At 56.9% G+C, this 25,845-nt stretch carries 14 protein-coding genes; 10 read left to right on the plus strand and 4 right to left on the minus strand.

Features of this window, described 5'->3' with window-relative positions:
• The first annotated feature begins 65 nt into the window (after positions 1 to 65).
• Positions 66 to 6,518 carry a non-ribosomal peptide synthetase gene (locus WN72_RS09350; protein ID WP_092218215.1) on the plus strand — a complete coding sequence of 2,151 codons (6,453 nt, stop codon included), beginning with the start codon at positions 66 to 68 and terminating at the stop codon, positions 6,516 to 6,518.
• A 51-nt stretch (positions 6,519 to 6,569) separates the two neighbouring features.
• Positions 6,570 to 7,841: an MATE family efflux transporter gene (locus WN72_RS09355; protein ID WP_244553885.1), complete on the plus strand. Its 1,272-nt coding sequence runs from the start codon at positions 6,570 to 6,572 to the stop codon at positions 7,839 to 7,841.
• Between the two features lie 777 nt (positions 7,842 to 8,618).
• Here WN72_RS09355 and WN72_RS09360 read toward each other — a convergent pair.
• The 3 genes from WN72_RS09360 to WN72_RS09370 all read right to left on the minus strand — a co-directional run bounded on the left by WN72_RS09360 (position 8,619) and on the right by WN72_RS09370 (position 12,648).
• Entirely contained in the window at positions 8,619 to 9,227 is a 609-nt protein-coding gene (locus WN72_RS09360; protein WP_092218216.1) for a hypothetical protein, read from the minus strand.
• A 332-nt stretch (positions 9,228 to 9,559) separates the two neighbouring features.
• On the minus strand, positions 9,560 to 11,173 hold the full coding sequence (locus WN72_RS09365; RefSeq protein ID WP_092218244.1) for an MFS transporter: 1,614 nt from the start codon (positions 11,171 to 11,173) through the stop codon (positions 9,560 to 9,562).
• Between the two features lie 998 nt (positions 11,174 to 12,171).
• Entirely contained in the window at positions 12,172 to 12,648 is a 477-nt protein-coding gene (locus WN72_RS09370; RefSeq protein WP_092218245.1) for an Lrp/AsnC family transcriptional regulator, read from the minus strand.
• Between the two features lie 186 nt (positions 12,649 to 12,834).
• On the opposite strand from WN72_RS09370, the gene WN72_RS09375 reads away from it, so the two are divergent.
• The 7 genes from WN72_RS09375 to WN72_RS09405 all read left to right on the plus strand — a co-directional run bounded on the left by WN72_RS09375 (position 12,835) and on the right by WN72_RS09405 (position 22,605).
• Positions 12,835 to 14,313 (plus strand): NAD-dependent succinate-semialdehyde dehydrogenase, encoded by a 1,479-nt coding sequence (locus WN72_RS09375; protein WP_092218246.1) that lies wholly within the window; start codon positions 12,835 to 12,837, stop codon positions 14,311 to 14,313.
• Between the two features lie 10 nt (positions 14,314 to 14,323).
• Positions 14,324 to 15,724, plus strand: a complete 1,401-nt coding sequence (locus WN72_RS09380; RefSeq protein ID WP_092218217.1) for an aminotransferase — start codon at positions 14,324 to 14,326, stop codon at positions 15,722 to 15,724.
• Positions 15,725 to 17,117: 1,393 nt separating this feature from the next.
• Positions 17,118 to 18,722, plus strand: a complete 1,605-nt coding sequence (locus WN72_RS09385; protein ID WP_092218247.1) for an ABC transporter substrate-binding protein — start codon at positions 17,118 to 17,120, stop codon at positions 18,720 to 18,722.
• Positions 18,723 to 18,728: 6 nt separating this feature from the next.
• Positions 18,729 to 19,670, plus strand: coding sequence for an ABC transporter permease (locus WN72_RS09390; protein WP_092218218.1), 942 nt, complete (start codon positions 18,729 to 18,731; stop codon positions 19,668 to 19,670).
• A gap of 1 nt (position 19,671) precedes the next feature.
• Positions 19,672 to 20,553 (plus strand): ABC transporter permease, encoded by an 882-nt coding sequence (locus tag WN72_RS09395; RefSeq protein WP_092218219.1) that lies wholly within the window; start codon positions 19,672 to 19,674, stop codon positions 20,551 to 20,553.
• 1 nt (position 20,554) lies between these two features.
• Complete coding sequence (locus WN72_RS09400) at positions 20,555 to 21,559, plus strand: ABC transporter ATP-binding protein (protein ID WP_092218220.1); 1,005 nt, start codon at positions 20,555 to 20,557, stop codon at positions 21,557 to 21,559.
• On the plus strand, positions 21,556 to 22,605 hold the full coding sequence (locus tag WN72_RS09405; protein WP_092218221.1) for an ABC transporter ATP-binding protein: 1,050 nt from the start codon (positions 21,556 to 21,558) through the stop codon (positions 22,603 to 22,605). Before WN72_RS09400 ends, WN72_RS09405 begins: the two co-directional genes overlap by 4 nt.
• A gap of 533 nt (positions 22,606 to 23,138) precedes the next feature.
• Here the strand turns inward: WN72_RS09405 and WN72_RS09410 are convergent.
• Positions 23,139 to 23,899 (minus strand): IS5 family transposase gene (locus WN72_RS09410; protein WP_430640383.1). Its coding sequence is split into 2 segments (ribosomal slippage): positions 23,139 to 23,540 and positions 23,543 to 23,899, totalling 759 coding nucleotides; the frame shifts between segments, so codons are not numbered across the junction.
• Positions 23,900 to 24,335: 436 nt separating this feature from the next.
• Here WN72_RS09410 and WN72_RS09415 point away from each other — a divergent pair.
• Entirely contained in the window at positions 24,336 to 25,580 is a 1,245-nt protein-coding gene (locus WN72_RS09415; RefSeq protein ID WP_092218223.1) for an aromatic ring-hydroxylating oxygenase subunit alpha, read from the plus strand.
• The last annotated feature ends 265 nt before the right edge of the window (positions 25,581 to 25,845 follow it).

The following is a 25,845-nucleotide window of genomic DNA, read 5'->3' on the forward strand; positions in this document are numbered from 1 at the left end:
GCTGCGCATGCGCACCTCGATGACGAGCTCCGGCGTTCCGATTTGGGCGACGAAGAAGGCGACGAATGGTGGGGCGCGTGCCTACGGAAAATCAATCCGGCAAGAAGCTGTCTGCGGAACGTCAACCGGTTGACGCGATCACGGCGATCAATCGGCTTGCAGCTTCGGATCCGAAGAGAGTTGCGCTGAGGCACGGCGCAGACGAACTCACATATGAGGCCCTCCGATCAAGATCGGATGCCCTTGCAAGGACCTTACGAGAGCAGGGTGCTCGCGGCGCGGTTGTCGGCTATTGGGGAGGGCGGGACCTCGACTGGGCGACGGCTGTCATCGCAATTTTGAAAGCTGGATCAACGTACCTACCGCTCGATCCATCCCTGCCGATTTCCCGTACATCATTCATGATCGAGCAGAGCCGCTGCGCTTTGTTGATGGGCCGAGACCGGCCGGAATCGCTCAGCCTCTTGCAGGAGAGCAGCAAAGCAGCTCCTCCATTCGTAGCTATAGAGGCGGCCCTGCGCCAGGTCCAGACCTCGGCTGTCGTGCCATCGCCGCACGTGGATGGACTTGCCTATATTCTGTTTACGTCTGGTTCGACGGGCCAGCCTAAGGGCGCAATGATCGAGCGCGCCGGCCTAAACAATCATTTGGCGGCAAAGATCGATGCTCTAAGTCTCACTCGGACGGATTGCGTCGCGCAAACGGCATCGCACTGCTTTGATATCTCGCTTTGGCAGCTTCTCTCTGGGCTTTGCGTCGGGGCCTCTGTATCAATCATCGATGATGCGACACTGAGATCGCCATCATCGCTCCTTCAAGCGATTCAACGAAGCGGCGCTACGGTCGTCCAATTCGTTCCATCGATGCTGGCAGTGTTTGTTGAATATCTGCAATCGCTTGCCGCGGCAGAGCGAGCCATGGATGGCTTGCGGATTATTTCTACGGTCGGAGAACCTCTAACGCCTGGATTGGCGCGTGCGTGGCTTGCCTTGTATCCTCGCGTTTCCATTCTCAATCATTACGGGCCGACCGAGTGCACCGACGGCGTGACGCATCATCTGGTTTCCGTGCCGCCTGCGCTGGCTGAGCCTTATGTGCCGATCGGCAGGCCAATTCAAAACGTTGAGGTTTATGTCGCGGACGGACCACGGCTCTGCAATGTAGGAGAAATCGGAGAAATCTGCGTTAGCGGCGTCGGTGTCGCTGCCGGTTACGTCAATGACCATGTCCGCACCAAGGATGCGTTTGGGCCAAACCCGTTCTCAAACGACCTGTCCTTCCGGCACCTATATCGCACAGGTGATCTTGGGCGCCTCCGTTCCAACGGCCTCTTGGAATGTCTCGGTCGACGGGATCGTCAGGTCAAGATTCGCGGGCACAGAATCGAGCTGGGAGAAATCGAAGCTCGTTTGTCCGCTCATCCCTTGGTGCATGGCGCCGTCGCAGTCGCCTCTGTCTGCGCAGGTGTAAAGCTTACGGCGCGCGATATAGCTGGGGCGGAGGCGCACGCCGAATCGCGGCGGCTGGTTGCGTATGTGTCGGCTTCAGCTGAACTGGCGGAAAGCGACCTTCAGAAATTTCTTGCTGAGGCGCTCCCCAGCTACATGCTTCCGGAAAGAATCATTCACGTCAACGGTATTCCACTGACCAGGAACGGAAAGGTCGACTTTGCAGCATTGCCCGAGCCGGGGAGTGTTCGGCCGGCATTGTCAACGCCCTTCGAGGAGCCGCAATCAGACCTCGAAGTCCGGCTACGTCAAATCTGGTCCGGCATTTTGCGTATCGAGAACATAGGTGTGAATGACCAATTCATAAGCCTCGGCGGAGACTCGCTCCGCGCGATGCTTATATTGGGGCAGTTGCAGACTTTGCTCGGCGTGAGAGCTGATTTCAGACTGGTCCTGAATGGCACAATTCGATCTCTTGCCGCTTCGATCGAGGCTCGGACTGAGCGCAATCCATGCACGGCTTTGACGTGCCGAAAGCTAAACCGATCACCTCTGACGCACCTCCAGGAGCACCTTTGGTTTTTGGCTCAGCTCGATCCATCTGCGCGGAACTACATCATTCAGGGCGGGCTGCGGATTAAGGGAAACATCGATTTAGCTCGGTTCAATCGCGCCTGGACCGAGGTCATTCATTCCCACCAGGCACTTTCGGTGCGCTTTATCGACGAAGACGGTCCAATTCAGCGCTTTGATGCTCCGCCATGCACAAATCTTGAATTGATCGATGCATCTCATCTCACCTCCTCCCAGGGTGAGGAGCTCATCGCACAGTTTCGGCGAACGGAGCTGAAAGACAATTTCGATCTCAGACAGGGCCACCTGTTTCGTGCGCGCATGGTCCAGTTTGGTCCCGACAATCATCTTATATTGATCACCGCTCACGAAATCATTCTCGATGCTTGGTCGATTTCTGTTCTGCTCAGAGATCTTCAGCAGAGATATTTAGATGCTGCGGCGCCTTGGCCAGAGAAGCGTGCGTCACTCTCGGGCTACGCGGCGTGGCAAAAACAACACGTTTCTCCAGAGGCGCTGGAGAACCAACGTCACTATTGGCGTCGTCAGATTGGTGATGATCCACCGGTGCTTTCGCTTGGAAGGGCGCGCCCTCAAAAAAAATCATACCGGGGCGGCTCGCATCCAGTGCTGCTTGGCGGCGATCTATCCAGCCGGGTAAGAGAATTCGCGCGTCAGAATAGCTGCACCACGTCGACAACACTGCTGGCGTGCTTCCAGCTGCTGCTACGAATGTATAGCGGTCAGGACGATATTGTCGTCGGCATGCCACACGCTGTACGGGATCAACCTGGCAGCGCCGATATCATTGGCTTTTTTCTGAATATGCTGCCGATCCGAGCCGCGATCGATGCCGGTCAGTCCTTTGCTGCTCATGCCGGGCGCATCCAGAGCCTGGTCAGCGATGCTATCGCAAATTCGGCGTATCCATTCGGATGGATGGTCAGGGACACCAGGTTATGTCGCGAACCGGGTCGATCACCGATCTTCCAGGTCATGTTCAACATGTACTCCGAAGCCGCCGAACCAGTTGGTCGGGACGCGTTGGCTCTGACATTCCGCGAGTACGACACAGGCTATGTCAAATTCGACTTAACACTGTACGCGCAAGATCACGGGGATGAGATTGCGCTTCAGTTGGCGTATGCGGAAGACGTAATCTCCGGTGATTTTGCTGTTCGTATGGCCAACAATCTGCGCTGTCTGATTGCGGCCTGCGTTGATAAACCACTTGTGCCAATTGAGGAGCTAAGCTGCCTTAGCGCCTCAGACCTCACTATACTGCATTCGCTGGATGGGTCGATCCAGCGATATGAATCTGAATGTCCTCTTGTTGAAACGTTCGAGCAGATCAGCGTCCCTAATCACGGCAAAGTAGCATATTTTGGCGAGTTCGGGGAGGTCACGTTTGGCCAGCTGCGTGAGCGCGTAGCAGCTATCCGCTCGTTACTGCGGGATATGAAGGTGAGGGCCGGCGATCTGGTCGCCATGCTTGTTGACCGGTCGCCGGACGTTGCCGCTGTGATGCTTGCGGCGCGAGGCTTGGATGCTGTTGTTGTGCCGATAGCGCCGGATTATCCGCGTGATCGGATCCAACATATCCTGCGAGATAGTCAGGCAAAGCTCTTGGTTCACGCGAATACCAGGGAGCCCGGCTTTGAGATACCTTCGATTTGTCTGTTGCCCTTAGAAACGAGCGGCGTGTCGACGGATGATTTCGCGCCTAGCGACACACCGTCAGATCACCGAATTGCGAACCTCATATACACGTCCTCCTCCACAGGCCGGGCGAAGGGGGTTCTTATACCGGAAGCGGCCATTCTCAACCGGCTGAACTGGATGTGGCGGTGCTTTCCCTTCGATGGCACCGACGTCATGGTTGTCCAGAAGTCCGCCTGCCTTGTTGCGTCCGCTTGGGAGTATTTTGGTGGACTTCTGAGAGGTGTGCCCACGCTGATCCTCACCCAAGAGCAGGTGCTAGATCCGGATCTGTTGTTCTGCAGTTTGGCAAAACGTCGCGTGACACGGTTTTTTGCCTCTCCGCCACTTCTGTCCGGTCTCATCGGATCCCAGGAACGGCAACCGCAAAGGACCGCCTTGAGACTGGTCACGAGCAGCGCCGAACCGATGCCTTCCTCGCTGCCCGCTCGCTGGCGTGCGTCTTTTCCGGGCGTGCCGTTGTGGAACTTCTATGGTGCGACGGAATGTGCGTCAAATGCAGCCGTGCACGAAACATCGGCTACGCATGACAACTCGGCGCTTGTCCCAGTGGGGCGGCCAATCGACAACGTGAAACTCTACGTACTCGATTCACGATTGAAGAGAGTGCCTGTTGGAGCCCCTGGCGAACTGTGCATCGCAGGCCGCTGTCTAAGCGCTGGGTATTGGCGGGATCAAGATCGGACTGACCGCTGTTTCTTGCCGAATCCGCATGATAGCGGACAATACAACGTGCTTTATCGAAGTGGGGACATCGCACGCATCTCAACCAACGGCCTTCTTGAGATTTGCGGCCGATCGGATAACCAGATCAAGGTGAGGGGCTTCCGCATCGAGCCGGAGGAGGTCGAAGAGGCCCTTGAGTTGCATCCGGCAATCGCAAAGGCCGCGGTCTTCGCAGAAGGCATCGATGACGATCGCCGCTTGACGGCGAGCGTGGTGCCCGCTCGCGAAAGTCTCAGCTCTGGAGAGATTCTCGCCCACCTGCGCAACAGGTTGCCATCTGCCATGGTTCCTGGAGCCTTCAGGTTGGTTGACAGTGTTCCCCTGACGACGAGCGGAAAGATAGACCGTACTCGCCTATCCTCCGTTCCTTACCGCGAGATAGAAACCAGTCCATCTGCTGAGCCCCGCACCAGCAACGAGCGAGTTCTTGCTCGGATCTGGGTGGATCTATTAGGCGCCAAGGGGGTGGGAATCGACAGCAGTTTCTTTGATATCGGCGGCGATTCTCTTCTGAGCGTGCGTTGCGTCACGCTGGCGTGCAAAGCCGGGCTGAATCTCACCGTCAACCAACTTTATCGAACGCCGACCATCAGGGAGTTGGCGGCCGGGGAAGCGGAGGCGGTACCCGTCGCTTCCGCGGATAGCTTGCTGCCTGTGCCCCCCATAATATCGTTTTGGAATTCTCTTCTCGGCTTTGACGAGCATTTCAACATCGGCGATCTGTTCTTCTTGCGGGGCGGCATCCTGAACATCAAGATCCTGGACCGCGCTCTCGCCCATGTCATCGAGAGGCACGAAGGCCTTAGGCTCCGCGTTGCCCGAACCCAAGATGGACTACGGCTGGGGATTGGGGCTTGTCCGACTGAGCGTATCGTGGAGGAGATCGATCTCGTCCGGATGACCGGTCCAGACCAGCGCAGGACAATCGAGAGCGTCTCGGCAAGACATCAGCACATGTTTCGGTTTGACGGCCACACGCCTCTTGTTCACGTCGCGGCCTTCCGTACTTCGGAAAGCGGCGATTACTATCTGCTGGTGCTGGTGCATCATTTCGTAGCGGATGGGATGGGTTATCGGCTATTCCTGGAAGCATTGGAGGACGCATACAACGCTCTTGCTGCAGGCCATGATGTGAATGGCCTCGGGACCGTACAAAGGCTCTCTTCCTGGTTGAAGCGCCTCGAGCATTACGCGGACAGAGAAGCACCAGACGAACTCAAGTACTGGGAGGATATCGACTACGATCAATTCAACTTCCGTGTCAGCGATGCCTCATCGCGCGGCACGAGTGTTACCGAAGGAAGCGCGAGAGGGCTTCACGATGCAAGCCTCGGAGGTCGTTGGCAGGATGCGAACGGCCGTTCGCGGTTAGATCGGGCCAAGCACCATCTTGAGATCGACGGGGAAGCGACAGCCGGTCTACTTTGTATTGGAGCCAGATCAGGGCATTGTCAGGACTTTGATGTGTTTCTTGCTGCCCTGTCCGGTGTGTGTGGAGCCCTGTTCGGCAACTATTCGCTCTGGATTGATAGGCTGACCTCGACACGAGGTCGACTGTTTGACGATTTCGATCCATCTCAGATGATTGGCGTTATCAGCGAGCTTGTTCCGCTTCCATTGAAGGTCACCGGAAGAGAGTCGCGTTCCGACCGAGCTCGTCTAGTATACCGGCAGCGCAATGCGCTGCCGCGCGGGGGAATAGGCTTTCGGGCTCTGAAATTCCTAAACCGAGATCCAGCCTTGCGGTGTCGGCTCGATCGCCTGCCACTTCCCAGAATTGGGGTGAATTATCGCGCCGGTTTGCAGCGTCATTTCACACGCCGTTTTCTAGACACAGACCCTTGTCCGCTTTGGATCGGCGAACACATGCATCAAGCAGCGGCGGTCCATCTCTTCTGGTTCGAGGTCGGATATCAATCGGGTCGTCTACAGATCGACACCACGTTTGATCCGAGCATGGTCGATTATGAGGTGACCCGCCATCTTTGCACGGTCTTGCAACAGGAGCTGATGCAGACGATCAATGAATTCGTTGAGCTGAAGACGGCGTAAATCATGGATAAGCGCAGTGCGTAGCTCGTCGTCAAAAGCAGTCGCGATGCGATGCCGAATAAAAACCGGCACATCGATCTATCGGACCAGAATCTCCCAAGCCTTCTCCTGCGGCTCGCCATTCCATCTGTTATCGGCTTGTCGATCAACGCATTACAGCAGCTCCTTAACGCGATCTTTGTTGGCTCACTCGGCGCGCAGGCGATTGCAGCCGTCAGCATGACGACGCCGCTCATTGTCGTGCTCGCGGCCGTGGGAGAGGGGATTGGTGTGGGTACTGCCTCCTTCATATCTCGTCATCTTGGTGATGGTAATGAGTTAGAGGCGAGCCGAGGTGCTAGTACGGCGCTCACGCTCGCCGCTCCCATCGGGGTGATTATGACCATCGCCCTGCTTGTAAGCCTGCGAGACATCTTCGTCGTGCTTGGGGCAAGTCCAACCATCCTGCCCATCGCGCTCGACTACGCCACGATCCTCTTGCCGGGGTCTACTTTGATGCTCCTAAACATCGTCAGCGGCTTCGTCGCAAGAGCTGAAGGCAACACACGATTCAGTATGTGGACGATGCTGACCGCTTTCATATTGAACGCCTTGCTTGATCCTATTTTCATTTTCTTGCTAGGCTTAGGTGTGCGCGGCGCAGCTCTGGCGACGCTGATATCACAGATCGCCGCTATAAGCCTCTACATCGCGTTTTTTACCAAGCGGCTCGGTACTGTGCTCGTCAGTATATCTCAGGTCTCGTTGCGACTAGATCGCATCAGGCAGCTCACACTCATTGGGGCGCCGGCGACGACGACAAGCATCTTAGCCGCTCTTGCCGGTATGTTCTTGTACGGAGCTGCTGCGAGGTTCGGTGACGAGTTCATCGCGGCGGTGGGAATAGCTGTAAGAATCTTGACGATCGGCGCGCTGCCTATCACCGGCTTCTGTATCGGCTCTCAAGCTGTCCTGGGGTTCGGTTGGGGCGCGCGCGACTTTGTCCGTGTAATGAAGGTTGCGAAATTCATGGTCTCTATCACCGTTGCGCTTTCCGTTGCGTATTCTGCAGCCGTTATCGTTTTTGCCCGGCCGTTGGTCAGGTTGTTCAGCGATAGCGCCAAGGTCACCGAAATTGCCGTCTCGAGCTGCATCGTCTTTCATCTTTTCTTTGGATTTTACGGTATCCAGAGTTTCGTGACGACAATGCTTCAGTCGCTGGGGAGCACGCCTCAGCGCGGTCGTATCTTTCGCCAGGCAGGGGTATCTCTTCATACCGGCCGTACTCCTATTTCCTGCGATATCGGGGTTCAGTGGATTGTTGGCCAGTCAAGCCGTTGCTGAGCTCGGCGCTGGAATGATCGCGCTATTCGTCATGTTGCGCCAGTTCGCTGAGTTCAGGCGAGGAGAATTAGCACATTCCGCCAGGGATCGAGAGTGCTCCTTGGCCTCATCAGGCATCATCCCAACCAAGTGATACAATCCAAAGCGATCGCGACGGGTGATCGTGCCTCCTGGATTGGCGGCGGGCGGCCCTTCAAAGATCCAATGTGCGATCAGCGAACGAGCAGAGTACGCTTGATGCTGTTACTCAAGCCGCGTCTTGACGGCTTCTCTGGATCGGGCGTTTCGCTAAACCGGCTCTTGCTCTCCGCGACGGCGCCATTGCATATAGTCGGCGCTTTGACGGGCATTGAGCGATTGAGTGTGGATCCACTAGCAGCTTCGTTGCCTTCATTGCACGGTAGGCGCGAGAGCTCTTGTGAGAATTTACCCTGTTATTCTGGGGCTGGCGACATCCTTGATACCTCATCGTGGTGTTGCTGGGGGTGCCAGTTCCGCGGATGTCACGATCTTAGCGGGCATTCTCCTCTTCTACGAAGGCGCGGCCGTTGATGCTGAAGATAGCGTCAATGAAGTGCCGGCCTCAGTCAGTGCAATCCTTGAAGCGGCCGTTGCACAGGCAGAAAAACCTGGACAGTAATGGAAGGATCGGCGGCAGAAAAACGCGTTCTTGACCTCTCTGGGAGCTACTCGTGGTCGCTCCAAACTTCGCGAGCATTGCGCGGCATCGATCTTAGGATCGCTCTTCTATCTTCAACTGCAAAGTTTCGTACGGCCTCAGCATGGAAAATTGCTAGGAGGAAGTTCACCGCTGCTGTCATCTTGCGGAGACACGAAAGCTCGGTCGTGGCTGTCTGGTCGTCGTATTGAAATTTTCTTGAGCGCCGTTCGCATTTCAAGGTCTCGAACGCTGCGTCCATGCACTCCGCCGGAAAGATCCTTGTACAAGCTAATCAGTTGCTCGATTGCAGCAACTTTGCGTTCTGTTTTGACATACTCAGGGTGGCGCTTCGCGTAACTTGCCAATTCGTCAAAAGGCAGAAACCACTTTTTGTCGCTATTCATGTAGCCGAATTCAATTGGATGGTCTGCGAAGTAAATGTGTCGAAGGACATTTTCAATGATCCCTCGGATGAGCAATTTTGCTGTTTTGCTGTAGCCCATCATGATTTGAGGCAAAATCTGCAGCGCATCTGAAGCAATTTCTTCAATAAAAACATTTGAGTGCACCGGAAGTCCTTTCAGCCTAAAGCGCCACAAGATGAGACTGTATGTCAATTCATGAATATGCCGGGCATTTAAGAGCATTGTTGCAGAGGGGGAGTGGCTCACGATCTGCTTTTGCTTAAGATAAGCGACAATGACGTTGATAGGGCGCTTCGCCATCTACAGCTCCAGACATTTAATTATTCTCTCCCATCTGGACAAGAAGCTTGCGCGATCACCTCGCGCGGGAGGCCGGCTGTTTATGTGTGCGAGCGCTTCTCGCATCGATTGCTCTAGAGCGCGCTGTGCACGTGGATCGCTTTTCTCAACGTACTCAACAATGCGGGCGGCGATGTCGCTGCGTGCCATCTTTTCGAAGCTATATGACCGCATATCAGGGAGCACGCGGGCTGCAAACCGGGCCAGGTCTGAGTTGCGAGGGAAGAAGTGGGAGGAGTTCCTGCGTCGCGTCGATCGAGGCGATCAGCTTCAGCATTGTGCGCATCTTCCCTTCAGCGTACCGAACCGAACGGGCGTTCGAGCATGCGTCTGACGCGCACCGGCTGAGAACCGATGTGGAAAGCCACCGCTTGCTGGTCCAGCGCGCGCTCCGACTGCGTCGAACGATTGCGCTGGCGCAAATAGTCTAGCCATGTCGGGCAATGATACCGCTCCGTCCACAGTTCGGGATCCGCTATATCGCGCGCAATCGACCACCCGTAGGCACCGTTACGTCGTCGAAACAGCTGGATCTCCTGCATGAGATTGTGGAAGCGGTGCGCATTCTCCTGCGCGACCCGATATTCAATCTCCACCACAAGCGGTCCACTGCAGCCGGTCAGCGCTAGCCGCACCTCTGGGTCGGCGAGGAATTCAGCCTCTTGGCCCCGCTCGCCAATGTGCGGCATGGGGAGCCAAAGCCCAAGGAGTGGGGAGGCGAGCATTAAAGCTGCCGAAACCAGGAGCGCTGTATCCACTCCAGCGGCATCAGTTAGTTGGCCCCAACCCCAGCTACCAATCGCTATTCCGCCCGAGCTCACGGCCTGATAGGCCGCGAGTGACCGTCCCGCCACCCAGCGTGGGGCCGAAAGCTGCACCCCAACGCTAAACAGCACCCAGGACATCATCCACACCGCCCCCGCCAAGATCAGAGCGGCTGCTGTGAGAACTGGCTCGCGACTCAGCGCCACTGCGGCCATCGCCCCACCCATAGACAGAGTGCACGCGCGAATCGCTGCCTCTCCAGTCATGAGCTTCCGCAATTTCGTGATATTCAGGGCGCCGATCACGGCGCCCAGACCGAAGGCGCTGAGCATGATGCCATAGGTCTGCGCGCCGCCATGCAGGAGATCGCGCGCTACCAGGGGCATGAGGGCAATGATCGCCCCGCCGATCACGCCAATGACCATTGAACGCATCAGCACGATCCTGATCGATGGAGAATTGATGATGTAGCGCACACCCGACACGATGGCACGGTTGAGCTTCTCGGGCGGAAGACGAGCGGGTTCCGAGATGCGCTTCCAAAGGAAAAGCGCGAGCATGAGCGGCAGATAGAGTAGCGCGTTGAGGGCGAACGCTGCCCTCGCCCCAGCTGATGCAACGATAATGCCACCAATCGCCGGGCCAACGCTTCGCGCGATGTTATAACTGATGCCGTTCAGTGCGACCGCCGCAGGCAGTGCTTCTGAGGGTACCTGCTCGCTCACCGAGGATTGCCAAGTGGGGCCCATGAGGGCCATGCCGCTGCCGACCGCAAAGCAGAACGCTAGCAATAGAGTCGGCGTAGTGAAACCCGACCAGTCAAGGACGGTCAGCGCGGTTGCTCCGCATAGCTCAATCGAGAGTGCAATTAGCCCCACGATACGACGGTCGTGCATGTCGGCAATTGCGCCTGCAGGCATCGCAATCAGCATAATAGGAAGCAGGAGCGCCGTCTGCACCAGCGCCACTCGATCCGCCGAAGACGTCATCTGGGTCATCTCCCAGACTGCGCCGACGCCTTGGATCAGAATGCCAAGATTGGTTAGCAAACTCGCAAGCCAGATGCGGCGGAAAGTTGGATAGCGCAGCGGCGCCGTGATCCCGTCGGTGCCGGACGGCGCGGAGTTGGAGGGGTGCGTCATCTCGACTTCTGGCTTGCCTCCCATACCTTCTCGTGACCACAATCAGTGATGCCGTGGTGGAGTTAGTCGCCCCCAAAATTGTTGACGTCCCCATCAATGTCATTCGAGCTGCGTATGCTGCTTCAGGGGACTCATGAGTCGACCAAGGCTCTGACTGGCCAGCGACTCGCAACTGCCGCGGCCCGCGAGGGTTCGCCTCTCGCCATGATAGACTGAGCGACAAGCGCTCCTCGCGCCGGTTGAACTTTGACGGCCGAGTGGCGCTATTGCTCGATCGCGGCGCGCCGACCTCCCGTGTCCTGTTTTGGAATTGGACGCCACTCGCGCAGCAGGTGGGCATGGCGTTACATCTCGGTCGGTTAGGACGAGGCTCGATCGAGCATCAAACGAACCTCTTCAACCGCGGAGTTCCTGTTCTTGTGGGGGGCTCAAAGGGTGGATGGTTCACGCAACAAAATGCAACGCAATATTCATGAGATAGCTTGCCATTCGCACTTCGATCAGAGAAGACTTCTCTTCAGCTCGTCGACGGGAGCATAGAGTAGAGGAACGCCGGTGCCGATTTTATGCATTCTACGCGAATAAGCAATGAAAAGGCGCGGGCGCATGAATAAGTGAGGTGAAGTAGCAGTATAAGTCGCCTGATGAGGCTCGATCGTAGCGCCCGGGCTTTACGCGATCCCTTATGGCCCCTCTTGCGGTCAGGCTTTCATAGAAGACTCGCCACGTGATTTGCTCGCGTTCTATCATGACAAGCGCGTAGAGAAAGGATCGACGCCAGAGCTAACGCTTGCCGGACGTCTATTAACAACCTAAACTGAGAATTTGATCGCCTGTAAACCTGTTTGATTTTATGCTCCGCGCGCATTCAAATGCTCGACCGGAACAGGATCGCCCCGTGTGATAATAATCTCGCCGCTGATGCGGCTCACTGATGTATCTCTCGACATTTTCCGGTGCTCCGGTAGCATTAAGCGGCCAGGGATGGAATACACGCCTTAGTCGTTAGGCGGAGGCTCGATCGGAACAGCAAAGCCCGCTTTCACGCGATCCATTATGACCATCGTCTTGAAGCCCTTGATGTCAGAATTTTCATAGAAGAACCGTCGGGTGAACTGCTCATAGTCTTCCATCGTACGAGCGGTGATGTAGAGGACGAAGTCAGCATCGCCGGTGACGTAGAATCCATTGACGACTTCATCTGACGTTTTGATGGCCTTCTTGAATCTATCGATGATATCTGAACGCTCCCGTTCCAGGTTCACAAGCACAAGCATCTGAATAGGTCGTCCTACCGCCCTTGCGGAGACGATAGAAACGTCGGCCTCAATGATACCTTCCGAACGGAGTCTCTTCATTCGGCGTTGACACGCGGTTGGGGAAAGCCCCGCCATTTCGCCGATGACCTCGGAAGTCAGACGGTTGTTCTTCTGCACGATCTCTAGGATCCGGACGTCTATTCGATCGTAATTCATAGTTGTCTCCAGCCCCAGCTGCATTCCCTCGCAAACTGCCGGCGCATTGCAGGAAATCCTCCGAACGGAAGGAAAATGCGACGCAAATCTGTTTGCGACATCAGTATCCTGATTGCTCCGGCAATTTCAAGAAATGACCGCACGGTTCAGATGGCTCATCAAGCTTTTCGGCACAAAAATCCTCATTTGTCCGGTCTTGCGATCCGACACCTGAAGAATCTCCGTCGCCGCGATTTTGTGGCGGGAAATGCGCTGATCGACGGACGATGGATTGTGGGCGAGAAAAGAGGGATTGTTGTCGATCCCGCAACCGGAGAAGAGATCGCGGAGGTTGCCTCTTGCTCTGCCGCAGACATGAATCTGGCGATCGTGGCGGCTGAACGGTCGTTTGCTTCTTGGCGCGATTTGCTGCCGGTGCGGCGTGGAGAGGTCCTTAGGTCTTGGGCCTCATTGATGCGCGACCATTCGGAAGAACTCGCAATCCTGGTGACGAGCGAGCAGGGCAAGCCGCTGGCTGAGGCGCGCCACGAAATTGCGTACGGTGCTGGATTCCTCGAATGGTTCGCTGCAGAAGGAGAGCGTGCCTACGGTGAGACAATCCCCAGCCACAAGCTCGGTAGTCTACTTCACGTCAGGATGCAGCCAATCGGGGTTGCGGCGGCCATTACTCCGTGGAATTTTCCTGTCGCGATGATCACTCGAAAGGCGGGGGCTGCTCTTGCGGCCGGTTGTCCGATTATCGTGAAGCCTGCTCCCGAGACGCCGCTCTCTGCTTTGGCCCTGGCCAGACTGGCCGAAGAGGCCGGGGTTCCGCGCGGCGTACTGCAAGTGCTCGTTGGTAAGTCTGTCGAACTGGCGACCCCGCTGTTGCGCGATGCAAGAATACGCGCGCTATCGTTCACCGGTTCTACGGAGGTCGGGCGTTTGCTCCTGGAGGGGGCGGCGGACACGGTCAAGAAGGTGTCGCTCGAGCTGGGCGGGCATGCCCCCTTCATCATCTTCGATGATGTGGATCTCGAAAAGGCTGTTAAGGGGGCGATGGCCGCAAAATTTGCAACCTCCGGGCAGGACTGTCTCGCTGCAAACCGAATCTACGTACAAAAGAGCATCTATGGTGCTTTCGTTGAGGCATTTGCTGGGGCGGCCGGTCAATTGAAGGTCGGTCACGGCCTGAAATCTGCGACCGACATCGGGCCGATGACCAAGTTGTCGGTCGCCGACAAATGTCTGTCCCAAATTGACGATGCGGTGAAAAAGGGCGCGCGAGTATTCTCTGCCAATCAGGGAGCTGGTTTGGGTCCCAACTTCGTTCCTCCGACGCTGCTGAGTGACGTCACGGAAGACATGCTGGTCGCCCAGGACGAGACGTTTGGGCCAGTGGCTGCTGTGCTCCCGTTTGAATCTGAAGAAGAAGTCATAGGCCGAGCCAATGCTAACGAGATGGGGCTGGCCGGGTACGTCTACACAGACAGCTTACGCCGGGCGCTCCGACTTTCTGAGCGAATCGAATGCGGGATGCTGGGTATCAATACGGCATCATTCACTGGGCCGCCGATTCCGTTCGGCGGGTGGAAGCAGTCCGGTCTCGGTCGTGAGGGTTCGAGACACGGCTTAGCCGAATACATGGAATTCAAGTACGTCTGCTTCGGCGATCTAGCGAATTAGGAGAACTGGCATGACTGATATCAAGACTGTCGCTGAACGAGATCGCTCCAGTGTTCTGCATCCCTTTACTCAGCTCAAGGATTTCGCGACAGGTAAAATCGGCGATCCAACCATCGTAACGGACGGCAGGGGTGTCAGTATCAAGGATGCAGAAGGGCGCAGTTATATTGACGGGTTCGCTGGTCTCTATTGTGTAAACGTCGGCTACGGCCGCACGGAGGTCGCCGAGGCAATTGCGCGCCAAGCATACAAGCTGGCTTACTATCATACTTATGCTGCCCATACGACCGAAGAGCTGGCAACTCTGTCGGACCGCCTCGTGCGCATGGCACCGGGTGCGCCGAGCAAGGTGTTTTATGGGCTGTCTGGATCCGATGCCAACGAGACACAAGCGAAGCTCGTCTGGTACTACAATAATTTGCGTGGTCAGCCCAGGAGAAAGAAGATCATCTCGCGCGAGCGGGGTTATCATGGTTGCTCAGTGATTTCCGGCTCGATGACCGGCATGTCCTTCTACCACGACCACATGGATCTACCCTTTCCAGGCATTCTGCATACCGGGAGCCCGCATCACTACTGGGGAGCTGAGCCGGGTGAAACGGAGGACTCTTTCTCTCGCCGACGTGCGGCTGAACTTGAGCAGCTGATCCTGCGCGAGGGGCCGGAAACGATCGGCGCCTTTATCGCTGAGCCCGTGCTGGGTACGGGGGGCATCACGCCGCCGCCGACCGGGTATTGGCGTGAAATCCAGACAGTTCTCAGGCGGTACGATGTGCTTCTGATCGCCGACGAGGTGATCTGTGGCTTCGGCCGAACGGGCGCAGACTTCGGCAGCATCCTCTATGGGATGGAGCCAGATTTGGTGACTGTCGCCAAAGGTCTGACATCAGGTTACATGCCGCTCTCGGCCGCCATCGTCGGTCAGCGGGTCTACAACGTCATGGAGGAGGCGGCCGATCGAGTCGGTGCATTCTCTCATGGGTATACTTATTCTGGCCACCCAATTGCGGCCGCTGCAGCAAACGCAGTACTCGACATCTTCGAAAAGGAGGAGCTAACCAACCGCGCCAAAACGGTTGGCTCGCACTTCCAAAAGCGACTGAAGGAACGGTTTGCGCAGCTCGAGATCGTCGGGGAAGTGCGAGGCGTGGGCTTGCTCGGCGCGATCGAGTTTGTTGCAGATCGCCAAACCAAACGTCGATTTGATCCGCAGATCAAGGTGGGCGCCCGCATATCGAAGGCGGCCCGTGATAGAGGCCTGATTGCGCGAGCAATGCCGCACGGAGATATTCTTGGTTTCGCTCCCCCTCTCATTGTATCTGAGCCTGAGATAGATGAGATGATTGATCTCGCGTACCGAGCGACGAAGCAGGTGATGGACGAGCTCGCGAAAGAATCGCAAACCACTTGAAACAAGATTCTGGTCTGCTGGTGGTGATCCGAACGCGACCAGGACCAGCGGCTTGACGAAATTGCTGGGTAGACTTCGTTGACTCATGGTCCGCCGGCAACGTCAAAATGTTGCAGAACCCTGTTCGCGCCGCTCGCGGGAAGTGACCGCGACCACGTTTCAGCGGCAATCCCGTTGCGCAAGCACAGAACCGAATTAGGCGTGTTCGGCGGGCGCGATTGCGGCCGAGACAAGGCTGTCATCCATCCGATAATGCCATCTGATCGAAAGATGGCCACTACGGCGACGTGTCAAGAATTCCGCATGTCGCGGCCAGGTGAAACTCGCAAGTATCGTCTCCGCACCCGAGTGGCGGCGAACCGAGATCCTTCATCGGTCCGCTGAGGCAGTTGAATAATGCGTGGGCCATCGTCCGTCTCCGCCTGACGTCTACCGTGCATTGGCGCTGCCCGGTCGTGTGACCGCTTATTCTATGGATTCGGCCGTAGCCACTCCGGAGTGACGCAGGCACTGGCAACGGCAAAGCTGACACTTGCTGCGGGCCGCAGCCTCACTTCGATATATCCGCCATCGCCGCTCACCGATTCTGATGAGCGACTAGGAAACCTGTTTTCGGTCCGAAGTTCATCGCTTGGATAATGACAGGCCGATCCCTTGCCTGCAGCGAGACACTCGGGCAAGAATCATGGCTTCGGTCCGCCGGGATGCGATCCCGATCCTGCTGATCGATCGTGGAGGGGGCACGAAATGCACAGGACGAGTACGACTCCTAAGGGCGTAAACAACTCATTGCCCCGGTCCATCTTTGACTACCGACGAGAGTCGTCGTTGTTGATGCCCCGCGAAATTGTGCTGGCCGGCACCGCGGGTTCGCTGCTTCGATAGTGCAAATACGCGACCAGCCGCGGCGAGCATTTGCCGCGGCGTCTCTAGTTCCGAATTGAACTAATTCCACCCCGAGACGAAGCTGGATGTGTGAAAGCACCGCGTTCTCTGGCTATCGCGCATAATTTCTGCATTGGGCGGTCATGAATTAGCGAAAATCACCTTTCGTCCCGAATAGTATTGACGCAATGATGAAGTGTCCGCGCGGCAAAGATCGCGGATCAAAGCCACTGGGAGTGAAACAATCAGAGCGGTGACGTGAACCGCAAGCGCGTAGAGCAAGGGAGCTGGGCTAAATTCTCCGCCCATGAGGTGTCGGCTGGCACCTTCTCCAATCAACGCGATTGTGCACGGTGTGATCTTGACGCTCCTTTTTAATGCCATTCTGAATGATGCCGCGCCAGATGACCAACAATAAGGCGCGAAAACCGGAATCTGAAGTGCGGTTCAAGCGCCAAGCCGAGGCGCGGTGGACCACCGCAAGCGGACCAGCAAAAAGGGAGTTTTCGTGCCGTTTTCGCGACGTGATCTCATTAGAACGGGCGTGGCCGCCGGAGCGGCCGTATCGATCCCATCCGTCCTACGGGCACAGACAGCGCCTAGTGCCGCGCGGACTGCCCGGACGGTCATAGGTTCTGGTGACCTCCGCGTTTTTGATCCCATCTATACGGCGGCTACGATCACGAACCACCATGGAGCGGCGATTTACGACACGCTGTTCTCGCCCGATTCCAAGTTCATGCCGCAGCCCCAGATGGTGGAGAAGTGGCGCGTTTCCGACGACAAAAAGACATATACTTTCGAGCTCCGGGATGGTCTCGGTTGGTACGATGGCGCCCCCATCACGGCGGCGGGCTGCGTCGCTTCGATCCGGCGATGGGGTCAGGTCGATTCTGGCGGCCAATTGAATCTGGAGCGGACCAAAGATATCTCCAGGAAGGACGACAAGACCTTCGCGATTGCGCTCAAGGAGCCGCTGGGACTCCTGATCGACATTCTGGCTTCGCCTTTGTCGTCGTGCCCGTACATGATGCGCGAGAAGGACGCGAGACTGCCCCCTACAGAGCAGGTGACCGCGAATATTGGCTCCGGGCCGTTCAAGTTCAACGAACCTCTTGCCAAGCCCGGCGTGAGCTTCGCCTACGATCGCAATGAGAAATACGTGCCGCGCAAGGAGCCGTCCGATGGACTGGCCGGCGCGAAGATCGTCAACGTTGATCGTTTCATCTGGGAAAATATCGCGGATGAACAGACTGCTTTTGCGGCCTTGCAGGCGGGAGAGATCGACTTCCTGGGGGCGCCGCCCGTCGATTTTTACTCGGTGATCGAGGGCGATCCCAGTCTCAACCTCCAAATTCTGGACAAGACGGGCAGTGAGGTATACGCGCGCTTGAACTTTCTGCAGAAGCCGTTCGATAATGTAAAGGCGCGCCAAGCGATGCTTCATCTGATCGATCAGGAGGCGTTCGTGCGTGTCATGGCCCCCAACCCAAGATGCGGCCGTACCGTCACGGTATTTGGTAGCGACACACTCTATTCCAACGACGAAAATACCGGATGGTACAGCAAGGGCGGCGATCCGGAAAAGGCCAGGCAGCTGTTCAAGGAGGCCGGATATACCGGCGAGAAGATCGTCATTCTCCAACCTACCAATATAGCATTTCTGAACCATGCCTCGCAGCTCCTGGCAGCCGAGTTACGGAAGATCGGGGTCAATGCCGAACTTGCGCCGAGCGACTGGGGCGGCGTTGTTACGCGCCGCGCCAACACAGGACCCATCGAGAACGGCGGCTGGAATATCTTCATCACGAGCGGTAGCGGCTATAGCCAAGGCGACACAGTTGGCAATGTTTTCTTCCCTGCGAACGGCGACAAAGCCTGGGTTGGCTGGCCGAAGAGCGATGAATTTGAGGCCCTTCGTATTAAATGGGCGGATGTCGATGCGCTCGAAGCGCGCAAGGGGCTGGCCCGCAAGATGCAGAACGTATGGTGGGATTTCGTCGGCTCCGTCATGTTGGGTCAGACGTTCTGGCCTATCGCGCGACGGAAGAACCTCACCGGTCTCATTGGCATGCCATCGATCATCCCGATGTGGAATATGCAGAAGGTTTGACAAACAGTGGGCGCTTACATCCTTCACAGGTTAGGCTGGACCGTCATCGTGATGGTCATGGTCGGGATCTTCGTTTTCCTGCTTCTCAGGCTGGCGCCGGGAGACCCTGCGGCTATCCTTGCGGGCGATTCTGCCACGCAACAGATGATAGAGGGCATCCGCGAAAAACTCGGATTCAACGATCCTCTGCCAGTTCAGTTCGTGCATTGGGCAACGGGCATCCTTCGCGGCGATTTCGGGGCGTCAATTTTTACTGGGCGGCCGGTACTGGAACTCATCTCCCAGAGGCTGGAGCCGACCATTTCCCTGACGACGTTGACAATGATTGTTTCGGTGACGATCGGGGTCTCCTTCGGCGTTTGCGCGGCTTGGCAAAGTGGCGGCCTCATTGATCGCTTTCTTTCGGCCTTTGCGACGCTCGGGTTTTCGGTCCCTGTGTTTGTGGTCGGCTATTTTCTCATCTACCTCTTCGCCATCAAAGCGCAATGGTTACCGGTTCAAGGTTATGAATCTGTTGGCCACGGCATCGGGCCTTGGCTCTTGCGTCTGATCCTGCCAACCGTGGCGTTGAGTATTCCCTATATTGCGTTCATCGCCCGGATCGCGCGGGCGAGCATGCTCGAAGTTCTATCAGAAGATTATATGCGAACCGCTGCTGCCAAGGGCGCTTCGTCATATTCCATGCTTTTCCATCACGCTCTGAAAAATGCGGGTGTTCCGATTCTCACCGTCATTGGCTTAAGTTTCACCTCTTTGATCGGCGGGGTCGTCATCACAGAAACTGTGTTCAATATACCTGGTGTTGGCCGCTTGGTAGTCGATGCAATTAACAATCGCGACTATCCTATCATTCAAGGCATGCTGATCCTCATTTCGGGTCTGTATGTTATCGTCAACTTGTTGGTCGATCTTGCATACACTCTGGTCGATCCTCGCATCCGGTACTGATATGACCATCTCCTTCGTTTCAGTTGACGCCGTGCCAATGTCTCGGCTGGGAATATCCAGTGTTTCTCGTCTGGCGAAGCGGCGTCCGCTGGTCTTTGCAGGCGCCGGCCTCTTGATACTGTTGAGCACTTTGACGCTCTGTGCCCCGTTTTACGCTGGCGATCCACTGAACATGGATCCACTCAAGCGCCTTCGGCCTCCTTCAGCCGAGATGTGGTTTGGAAGCGACAACTTGGGCCGTGACGTGTTTGCCCGAACGATCTTCGGCGCTCGGATCTCGCTGGCAGTGGGATTGATGTCGGCGGCGAGCGCGGCTGTTTGCGGGCTTCTGATCGGCGTTATCGCCGGCTATGTTCGCTGGTTGGATAATGTTATAATGCGAATGATGGACTGTCTGATGTCCATCCCGACGATTCTGCTCGCGATTGCCCTTATTTTTCTGATGGGCCCTGGGGTGGGCATTCTCGTCATCGCCATTACGATCCGCGAAATCCCAAGCGTGACGCGGCTTGTTCGATCGGTCGTTCTCGGCGTACGCGAACGTCCTTATGTGGAGGCCGCGCTCTGCGGCGGAGCGCACCTGCCGAAGGTGCTGTGGCGGCATATCCTGCCGAGTACAATTCCCGCTCTTATGGTCCAGAGTGCAAATGTGTGCGCAAGTGCGATTCTGATAGAAGCCGGGCTAAGCTTTCTTGGGTTCGGTGTGCCGCCCGAGATCCCCAGCTGGGGCAACATGATATCAACCTCTCGCTTGTATCTCGCCATTGCCCCGTTGACGGTCTTCGCCCCCGGCACCTGCCTTGCCATCACGGTGCTTGCCGCCAACCTGCTCGGGGACGGCTTGCGCGACCTGTTCGATGTCCGCTCACGGCGGAGACGCTGACATGAATATGCACGAAAAACCTGGTGACGTCCTTCTGACAGTTCGAGGCCTGGAGACACACTTTTACGGCCAAGAAAGCGTCACACGTGCCCTCGGTGGTGTCAGCTTCGAAGTAAGGAGCGGTGAAACGCTCGGCGTTGTCGGCGAATCCGGATGCGGGAAAAGCGTTACTGCTCTTTCAATTCTTCGTCTGCTGCCGAAGCTGAACGCCAAGACGATCGGCGGCGAGATCCTCTTTCACGGACGTGATCTCCTGAAGCTCTCCGAACGCGAGATGCGAAAAATTCGTGGCGACCGGATAGCAATGATCTTCCAGGAGCCGATGACAAGCCTGAACCCTGTTCATACCGTCGGTCGCCAGATTGCAGAAGCGGTGCAGATCCACAGGAAAGCCTCACGTTCAGTTGCGAAAGAAAAGGCCCAAGAGATGCTCCGTCTTGTCCGCATCGCGGACCCGGAGCGTCGGGTAGACAATTATCCCCACGAACTATCCGGGGGCATGCGCCAACGTGCCATGATCGCCATGGCTCTTGCCTGCTCACCGGAACTATTGATTGCCGATGAGCCCACGACTGCCCTTGACGTTACCATCCAGGCGCAGATCCTGCGGCTGATCATCGATCTGAAGAAGCAGATGGGAACGGCTGTAATGTTCATCACGCATGATCTGGGGGTTGTAGCCGAAACATGCCAACGGGTGATCGTGATGTATGCAGGGCAAATTGTGGAGCAAGCGACCGTCGTAGATCTGTTCGCGCGCCCAACGCACCCCTACACCTTGGGACTCATGCGCTCGGTGCCTCATCGACGGCATGGTCCTCGGCGCCGTTTGTCAGAGATTCCCGGCATTGTACCAAGCTTGCATGATCCGATCGTTGGTTGCAGCTTCGCGCCTCGTTGCCCATTCGCGATAGACATTTGCCGCGAGAAGACACCCACCATGCGTGATGTCGGGCCTGGCCATGCCGCGGCTTGCTGGCGTTCAGAAGAGGTGGCGCGCGCATGAGCGATCCTCTGCTGAAGGTTGAGACCCTGACCAAGCATTATGCGCTTGGTGCAGGTTTTCTGAAAATGACCATCCCTGTGGTGCGGGCCGTCGAGGACGTATCCTTCTCCGTTCAGGCTGGTGAAACGCTCTGCATTGTGGGCGAATCCGGTTGTGGGAAGTCCACGATCGCGCGGCTCTTGATGCGGATCGCAGAGCCTACGAGTGGGCGCATTCTGATCGACGGAACCGACATTGCCGGTTTGAAGAGGCAGGCGCTTCGGGCCTGGCGCCGCAGGATGCAGATGATTTTTCAGGATCCGTACTCATCGCTCAATCCACGCCTCACTGCGGGACAGATCATTACTGAACCTGCCGAGAATTTTGAGCGTCTCAGCAGGAACCAGCGCAAAGCGCTTGCTGCCGACCTTCTGACCAAGGTCGGAATGTCGCCCGAGATGATGCATAGACTTCCGTCGGAGTTGTCGGGCGGCCAGCGGCAGCGCCTCGGCATCGCTCGGGCGCTGTCCCTTCAGCCCTCGCTCATTATTGCCGACGAGGCAGTGTCAGCCCTTGACGTTTCCGTGCAAGCACAGATCTTGAATCTGCTTATGGATCTCCAGCAGCAGATGGGCATCGCCTTCATTTTTATCTCGCATGACCTCAGCGTTGTGGAGCATATCGGTGATCGTGTCGCCGTTATGTATCTCGGGCGGATTGTGGAGCTCGCCCCATGTGACGCCCTCTTCGCGAATCCGGTCCACCCCTACACCGAGGCGCTGATTGCGGCCGCTCCGGTGCCGGATCCCACGCGGGTCCGGCTTGAGGTGCCCGTGGAGGGTGAGGTGCCGAGCCCAATTAATCCGCCCAGTGGCTGCGCCTTTCACCCGCGATGCCCGCTCGCGGTCGAGCGTTGCCGCCTGGAAGTGCCACCTCTGGTACCGATGGCAGACGGGCGCGTCGTGGCCTGTCATGTGCGCGCTCCAGCCTCGCACATCCCAGTCGATTTGACTGCTCGGGAGAACTCCTCGCTCGCGGCTGTCGCAGAACCACACCTCCTTTCGTGAGAAGACGTTTCGCAGGTTCGCACTTTACTCCGAGTCCAAGCACCTCAGCCGATCCGGCTCAAATCGGATTTTGTTTCGGGGGGCGGCAACTATGGTACCAACAGGCCTCAGGCACGATCCGGACTGGCCGAGCGTCGCCGTTTATCAAATACGTGTTCCTCAGCGGCCAAATGTGAAGGTCTAGTGATGTTGGCTTCGGGAGAAAAGCTGCGGCGACGACTGTCGAAAGATTGAGCAGCTATATTGCTGTAGGCGCAATCGAGATCCGTCGTCACAACAGCTCCACAGCCGCCAGGAGTGGCGATGGACTCAGATCTTCTTACGTGCCTGAAGCCTTGAGTGCAGTTCAAGGCCAGTGCCGGGCAATAGTTGTTCACAACACCTGTCCTCGGAGGCGTCAGAGGCGCCCCCGCTCCGATTGCGTCCGCATACTCTAGGACGGATATCTCGCCTGGGATGAAGATACACTGGAATGGGTGGTTGCGAGTTGCTGTGAGCAGCTCAAAGGCGACTAGCTGAGCTAGGGCTCGGACTCAATTGATCCAATAGGCAACGATGGCGGCGAGATGGATGGCAGCCAAGAAGTTCCTGGCTAGTTTGTCGTAGCGAGTTGCGACACGCCTGAAATCCTTGAGGCGGCAGAAACAGCGCTCGATGACGTTGCGCCCCTTGTAGGCGCGTTTGCTGAAGCTGTGGAGAGTGACCCTGTTGGATTTGTTTGGAATGACGGGCTTGGCACCACGATCGACGATTTCGGCTCGAAAGCCGTCGCCGTCGTACCCTTTGTCGCCAATGAGGGCAGACATGGGTGGCGCGAGTTCCAAAAGGGCTGGCGCTGCAGCAATATCAGCGTCCGGGCCTGGAGTGAGATGAAATGCGCAAGGTCTGCAGTCAGGGTCGCTCAGCGCGTGGATTTTCGTGGTCCGCCCGCCGCGCGAGCGGCCGATCGCTTGCTCATGCTCCCCCCTTTTCCGCCGCTCGCCGAGCGATGCGCTTTGATCGTGGTGGAGTCGATGGACAAAGTCACGCCGTCTTTGCCGCAGCGGGCGAGCGCTTCAAAGATCGCCCGCCAATGTCCGCGCTTGGCCCAGCGATTGAAACGATTGTAGATCGTCGTGTAGGGACCATAGTCGGGCGGGCAATCGCGCCAGCGTGCGCCGCACTGAAGCATGTGAATGATACCGCTGATGACGCGTCGATCGTCGTCGCGCACCGGTCCGGTCTGGTTCGTTGGCAGATGCGGCTCTATCAGAGCCCATTGCTTGTCGTTGAGCCAGAACAGTCCTTTGCGCATCGAAGTCCCCCCGCGTGGAATCAACCCGCTGCGAGGGAATCAGAGTTCGCTAACTAGGTACAGACCCTAGGCTTCGAATCGACGTCTCTGCCTTACTCAACCATCAACGATTACGCTTGAAAGCTTTGCCCTCATCTGCAGAATTTCGGCAACGGACGGCAACAATTGGGAAAACTCGGCTCCTGCCGCACAGTAGAATTCAACAAAGAAGAGTTCCCGTTCGACAGGTGTCAGGTGGCCTTGATTGGTGTGCCGGCGAGCTTTGGGAAGAGCTTCGAATGAATGCGATGAGGGATGGCTCACCTATGTACTCTCATGAGATCGTTCATGTACAGGGCGTTGCCGGACTCAGATATCAAGCAGGTAGAAGTGCCGCCCATTTGCGAAATTCTCAATCCGGCCCGCTATACGCGAGCCAGCAGAAGGATCCTGAACGATGATTGATCTGAAACGGGTTAGTCGGCTTCTCGAGGCCCGGGTCCCCGGATACAGCTTTCCGCAGGAATTCTACACGGATTCGGAAATATTCGAGTTCGATGTGGAGGCCATACACGCGCGCTGTTGGTTCTTCGTTGGGCTGGAGGCTGAGCTTCCCGTCCCTGGGAGTTACTTGGCTACGACGATCGGGCGCTCTTCCATCGTGGTGGTTCGCGATGATAATGGAGAACTACGAGCTTTTTACAACACCTGTCGACACCGTGGTGCGCAAATTTGCGAGAGCGGGTATGGCCGCAAATCCCGGCTCGTTTGCCCGTATCACCAATGGACATATCGACTGGACGGTTCATTACAGGGGGCCGGCAGGATGCAAGAGAGCTTCGATCGTAAGAGCATCCATCTGCTGCCGCTTCATGTCGAGGCGGTCGCCGGCACTATCTATGTCTGCCTTGCAGAGGAGCCGCCACCCTTCGTCGAATTCAGAGAGAAGGTCGGGCCGATGATGGCCCCAAGTCGCCTCACCGACGTGAAGCTTGCGTATGAGGCCACGCTCGTGGAGCGGGCGAACTGGAAGCTTGTCATGGAAAATGCAAATGAATGCTACCACTGCGCTGTGGGGCATGCGAGCCTTACGTCCTCGGCCTACCCCTTCGCAACCCGCCGAGACATCGATAGCTGGCGTCCGATTGCGGATGAGTTCGCGGCCCGCATGGCCGCTGCTGGAGTAGCGACGGGCCAGGCACCAGGAGAGCCGCTCAATGCTGTGGCAGGGGAGTGGTGGCGCGCGCATCGCTTTCCACTCAAGGCGGGCTGCAGCTCGCTTACGATGAATGGAAAACCTTCGGTCAGTAAACTGCTCTGCGAGCCGGAGATCGGCTGGTTTCGCTGGTCGCTAAACCCGCATGCCTATTTGCACGCGCTTTGCGATTACGTTGTTACGTTCAGTGCCATGCCGACAGCGGCGCGAGAGACCGTCGTCACCTGGAAGATATTTGTCCACAAGGATGCGCAAGAAGGCGTCGATTACACCCTCGAAGGACTCACTACGCTTTGGGCAAAAACCAATCAAGAGGATAAGGACCTTTCCGAGCTCAACCAGCGGGGCGTGAATGGCAAGGGATACCGGCCGGGTCCCTACTCGCAGGAGGCAGAGCCGATGCTCATACGTTATGCGGACTGGTATTGCGCGGAAGCTCAGAAGTATCTCGATCTTGCTGCTAACCATAAAGCCGCCGCCGCGTAGGAGGCGACGAGAAGCGGGGGATAGACATGTGTGCGAGGAGCCGCACAATTCATCATTTTCGATAAACAAAGCGCCTCAGCGGTGATGGTGAATTCTGTCAACCGCTTTACGAGAGCGGAACTCACGGAGCGGCGACCCTGGGAGGGCAGGAAGTTGCGGAGGCGAAAGCCCTTGAGCAAGCAAGGCGTCCCATGATCCAGCCGGTTCAGGCGCACGTTGCCTGAACGTATCGGCTGCGCTCGCTTCTGTCATAGGCGCCTTAACG

The organism is Bradyrhizobium arachidis, from assembly GCF_015291705.1.
Classification (GTDB): Bacteria; Pseudomonadota; Alphaproteobacteria; order Rhizobiales; family Xanthobacteraceae; genus Bradyrhizobium; species Bradyrhizobium arachidis.

Excerpts from the sequence above, each read along its gene's own strand:
- WN72_RS09350 (WP_092218215.1), top strand. The coding sequence starts at position 66 with ATGGTGGGGCGCGTGCCTACGGAAAATCAATCCGGCAAGAAGCTGTCT.
- WN72_RS09355 (WP_244553885.1), top strand. The coding sequence starts at position 6,570 with ATGCCGAATAAAAACCGGCACATCGATCTATCGGACCAGAATCTCCCA.
- WN72_RS09360 (WP_092218216.1), bottom strand. The coding sequence starts at position 9,227 with ATGGCGAAGCGCCCTATCAACGTCATTGTCGCTTATCTTAAGCAAAAG.
- WN72_RS09365 (WP_092218244.1), bottom strand. The coding sequence starts at position 11,173 with ATGACGCACCCCTCCAACTCCGCGCCGTCCGGCACCGACGGGATCACG.
- WN72_RS09370 (WP_092218245.1), bottom strand. The coding sequence starts at position 12,648 with ATGAATTACGATCGAATAGACGTCCGGATCCTAGAGATCGTGCAGAAG.
- WN72_RS09380 (WP_092218217.1), top strand. The coding sequence starts at position 14,324 with ATGACTGATATCAAGACTGTCGCTGAACGAGATCGCTCCAGTGTTCTG.
- WN72_RS09395 (WP_092218219.1), top strand. The coding sequence starts at position 19,672 with ATGACCATCTCCTTCGTTTCAGTTGACGCCGTGCCAATGTCTCGGCTG.
- WN72_RS09400 (WP_092218220.1), top strand. The coding sequence starts at position 20,555 with ATGAATATGCACGAAAAACCTGGTGACGTCCTTCTGACAGTTCGAGGC.
- WN72_RS09405 (WP_092218221.1), top strand. The coding sequence starts at position 21,556 with ATGAGCGATCCTCTGCTGAAGGTTGAGACCCTGACCAAGCATTATGCG.
- WN72_RS09415 (WP_092218223.1), top strand. The coding sequence starts at position 24,336 with ATGATTGATCTGAAACGGGTTAGTCGGCTTCTCGAGGCCCGGGTCCCC.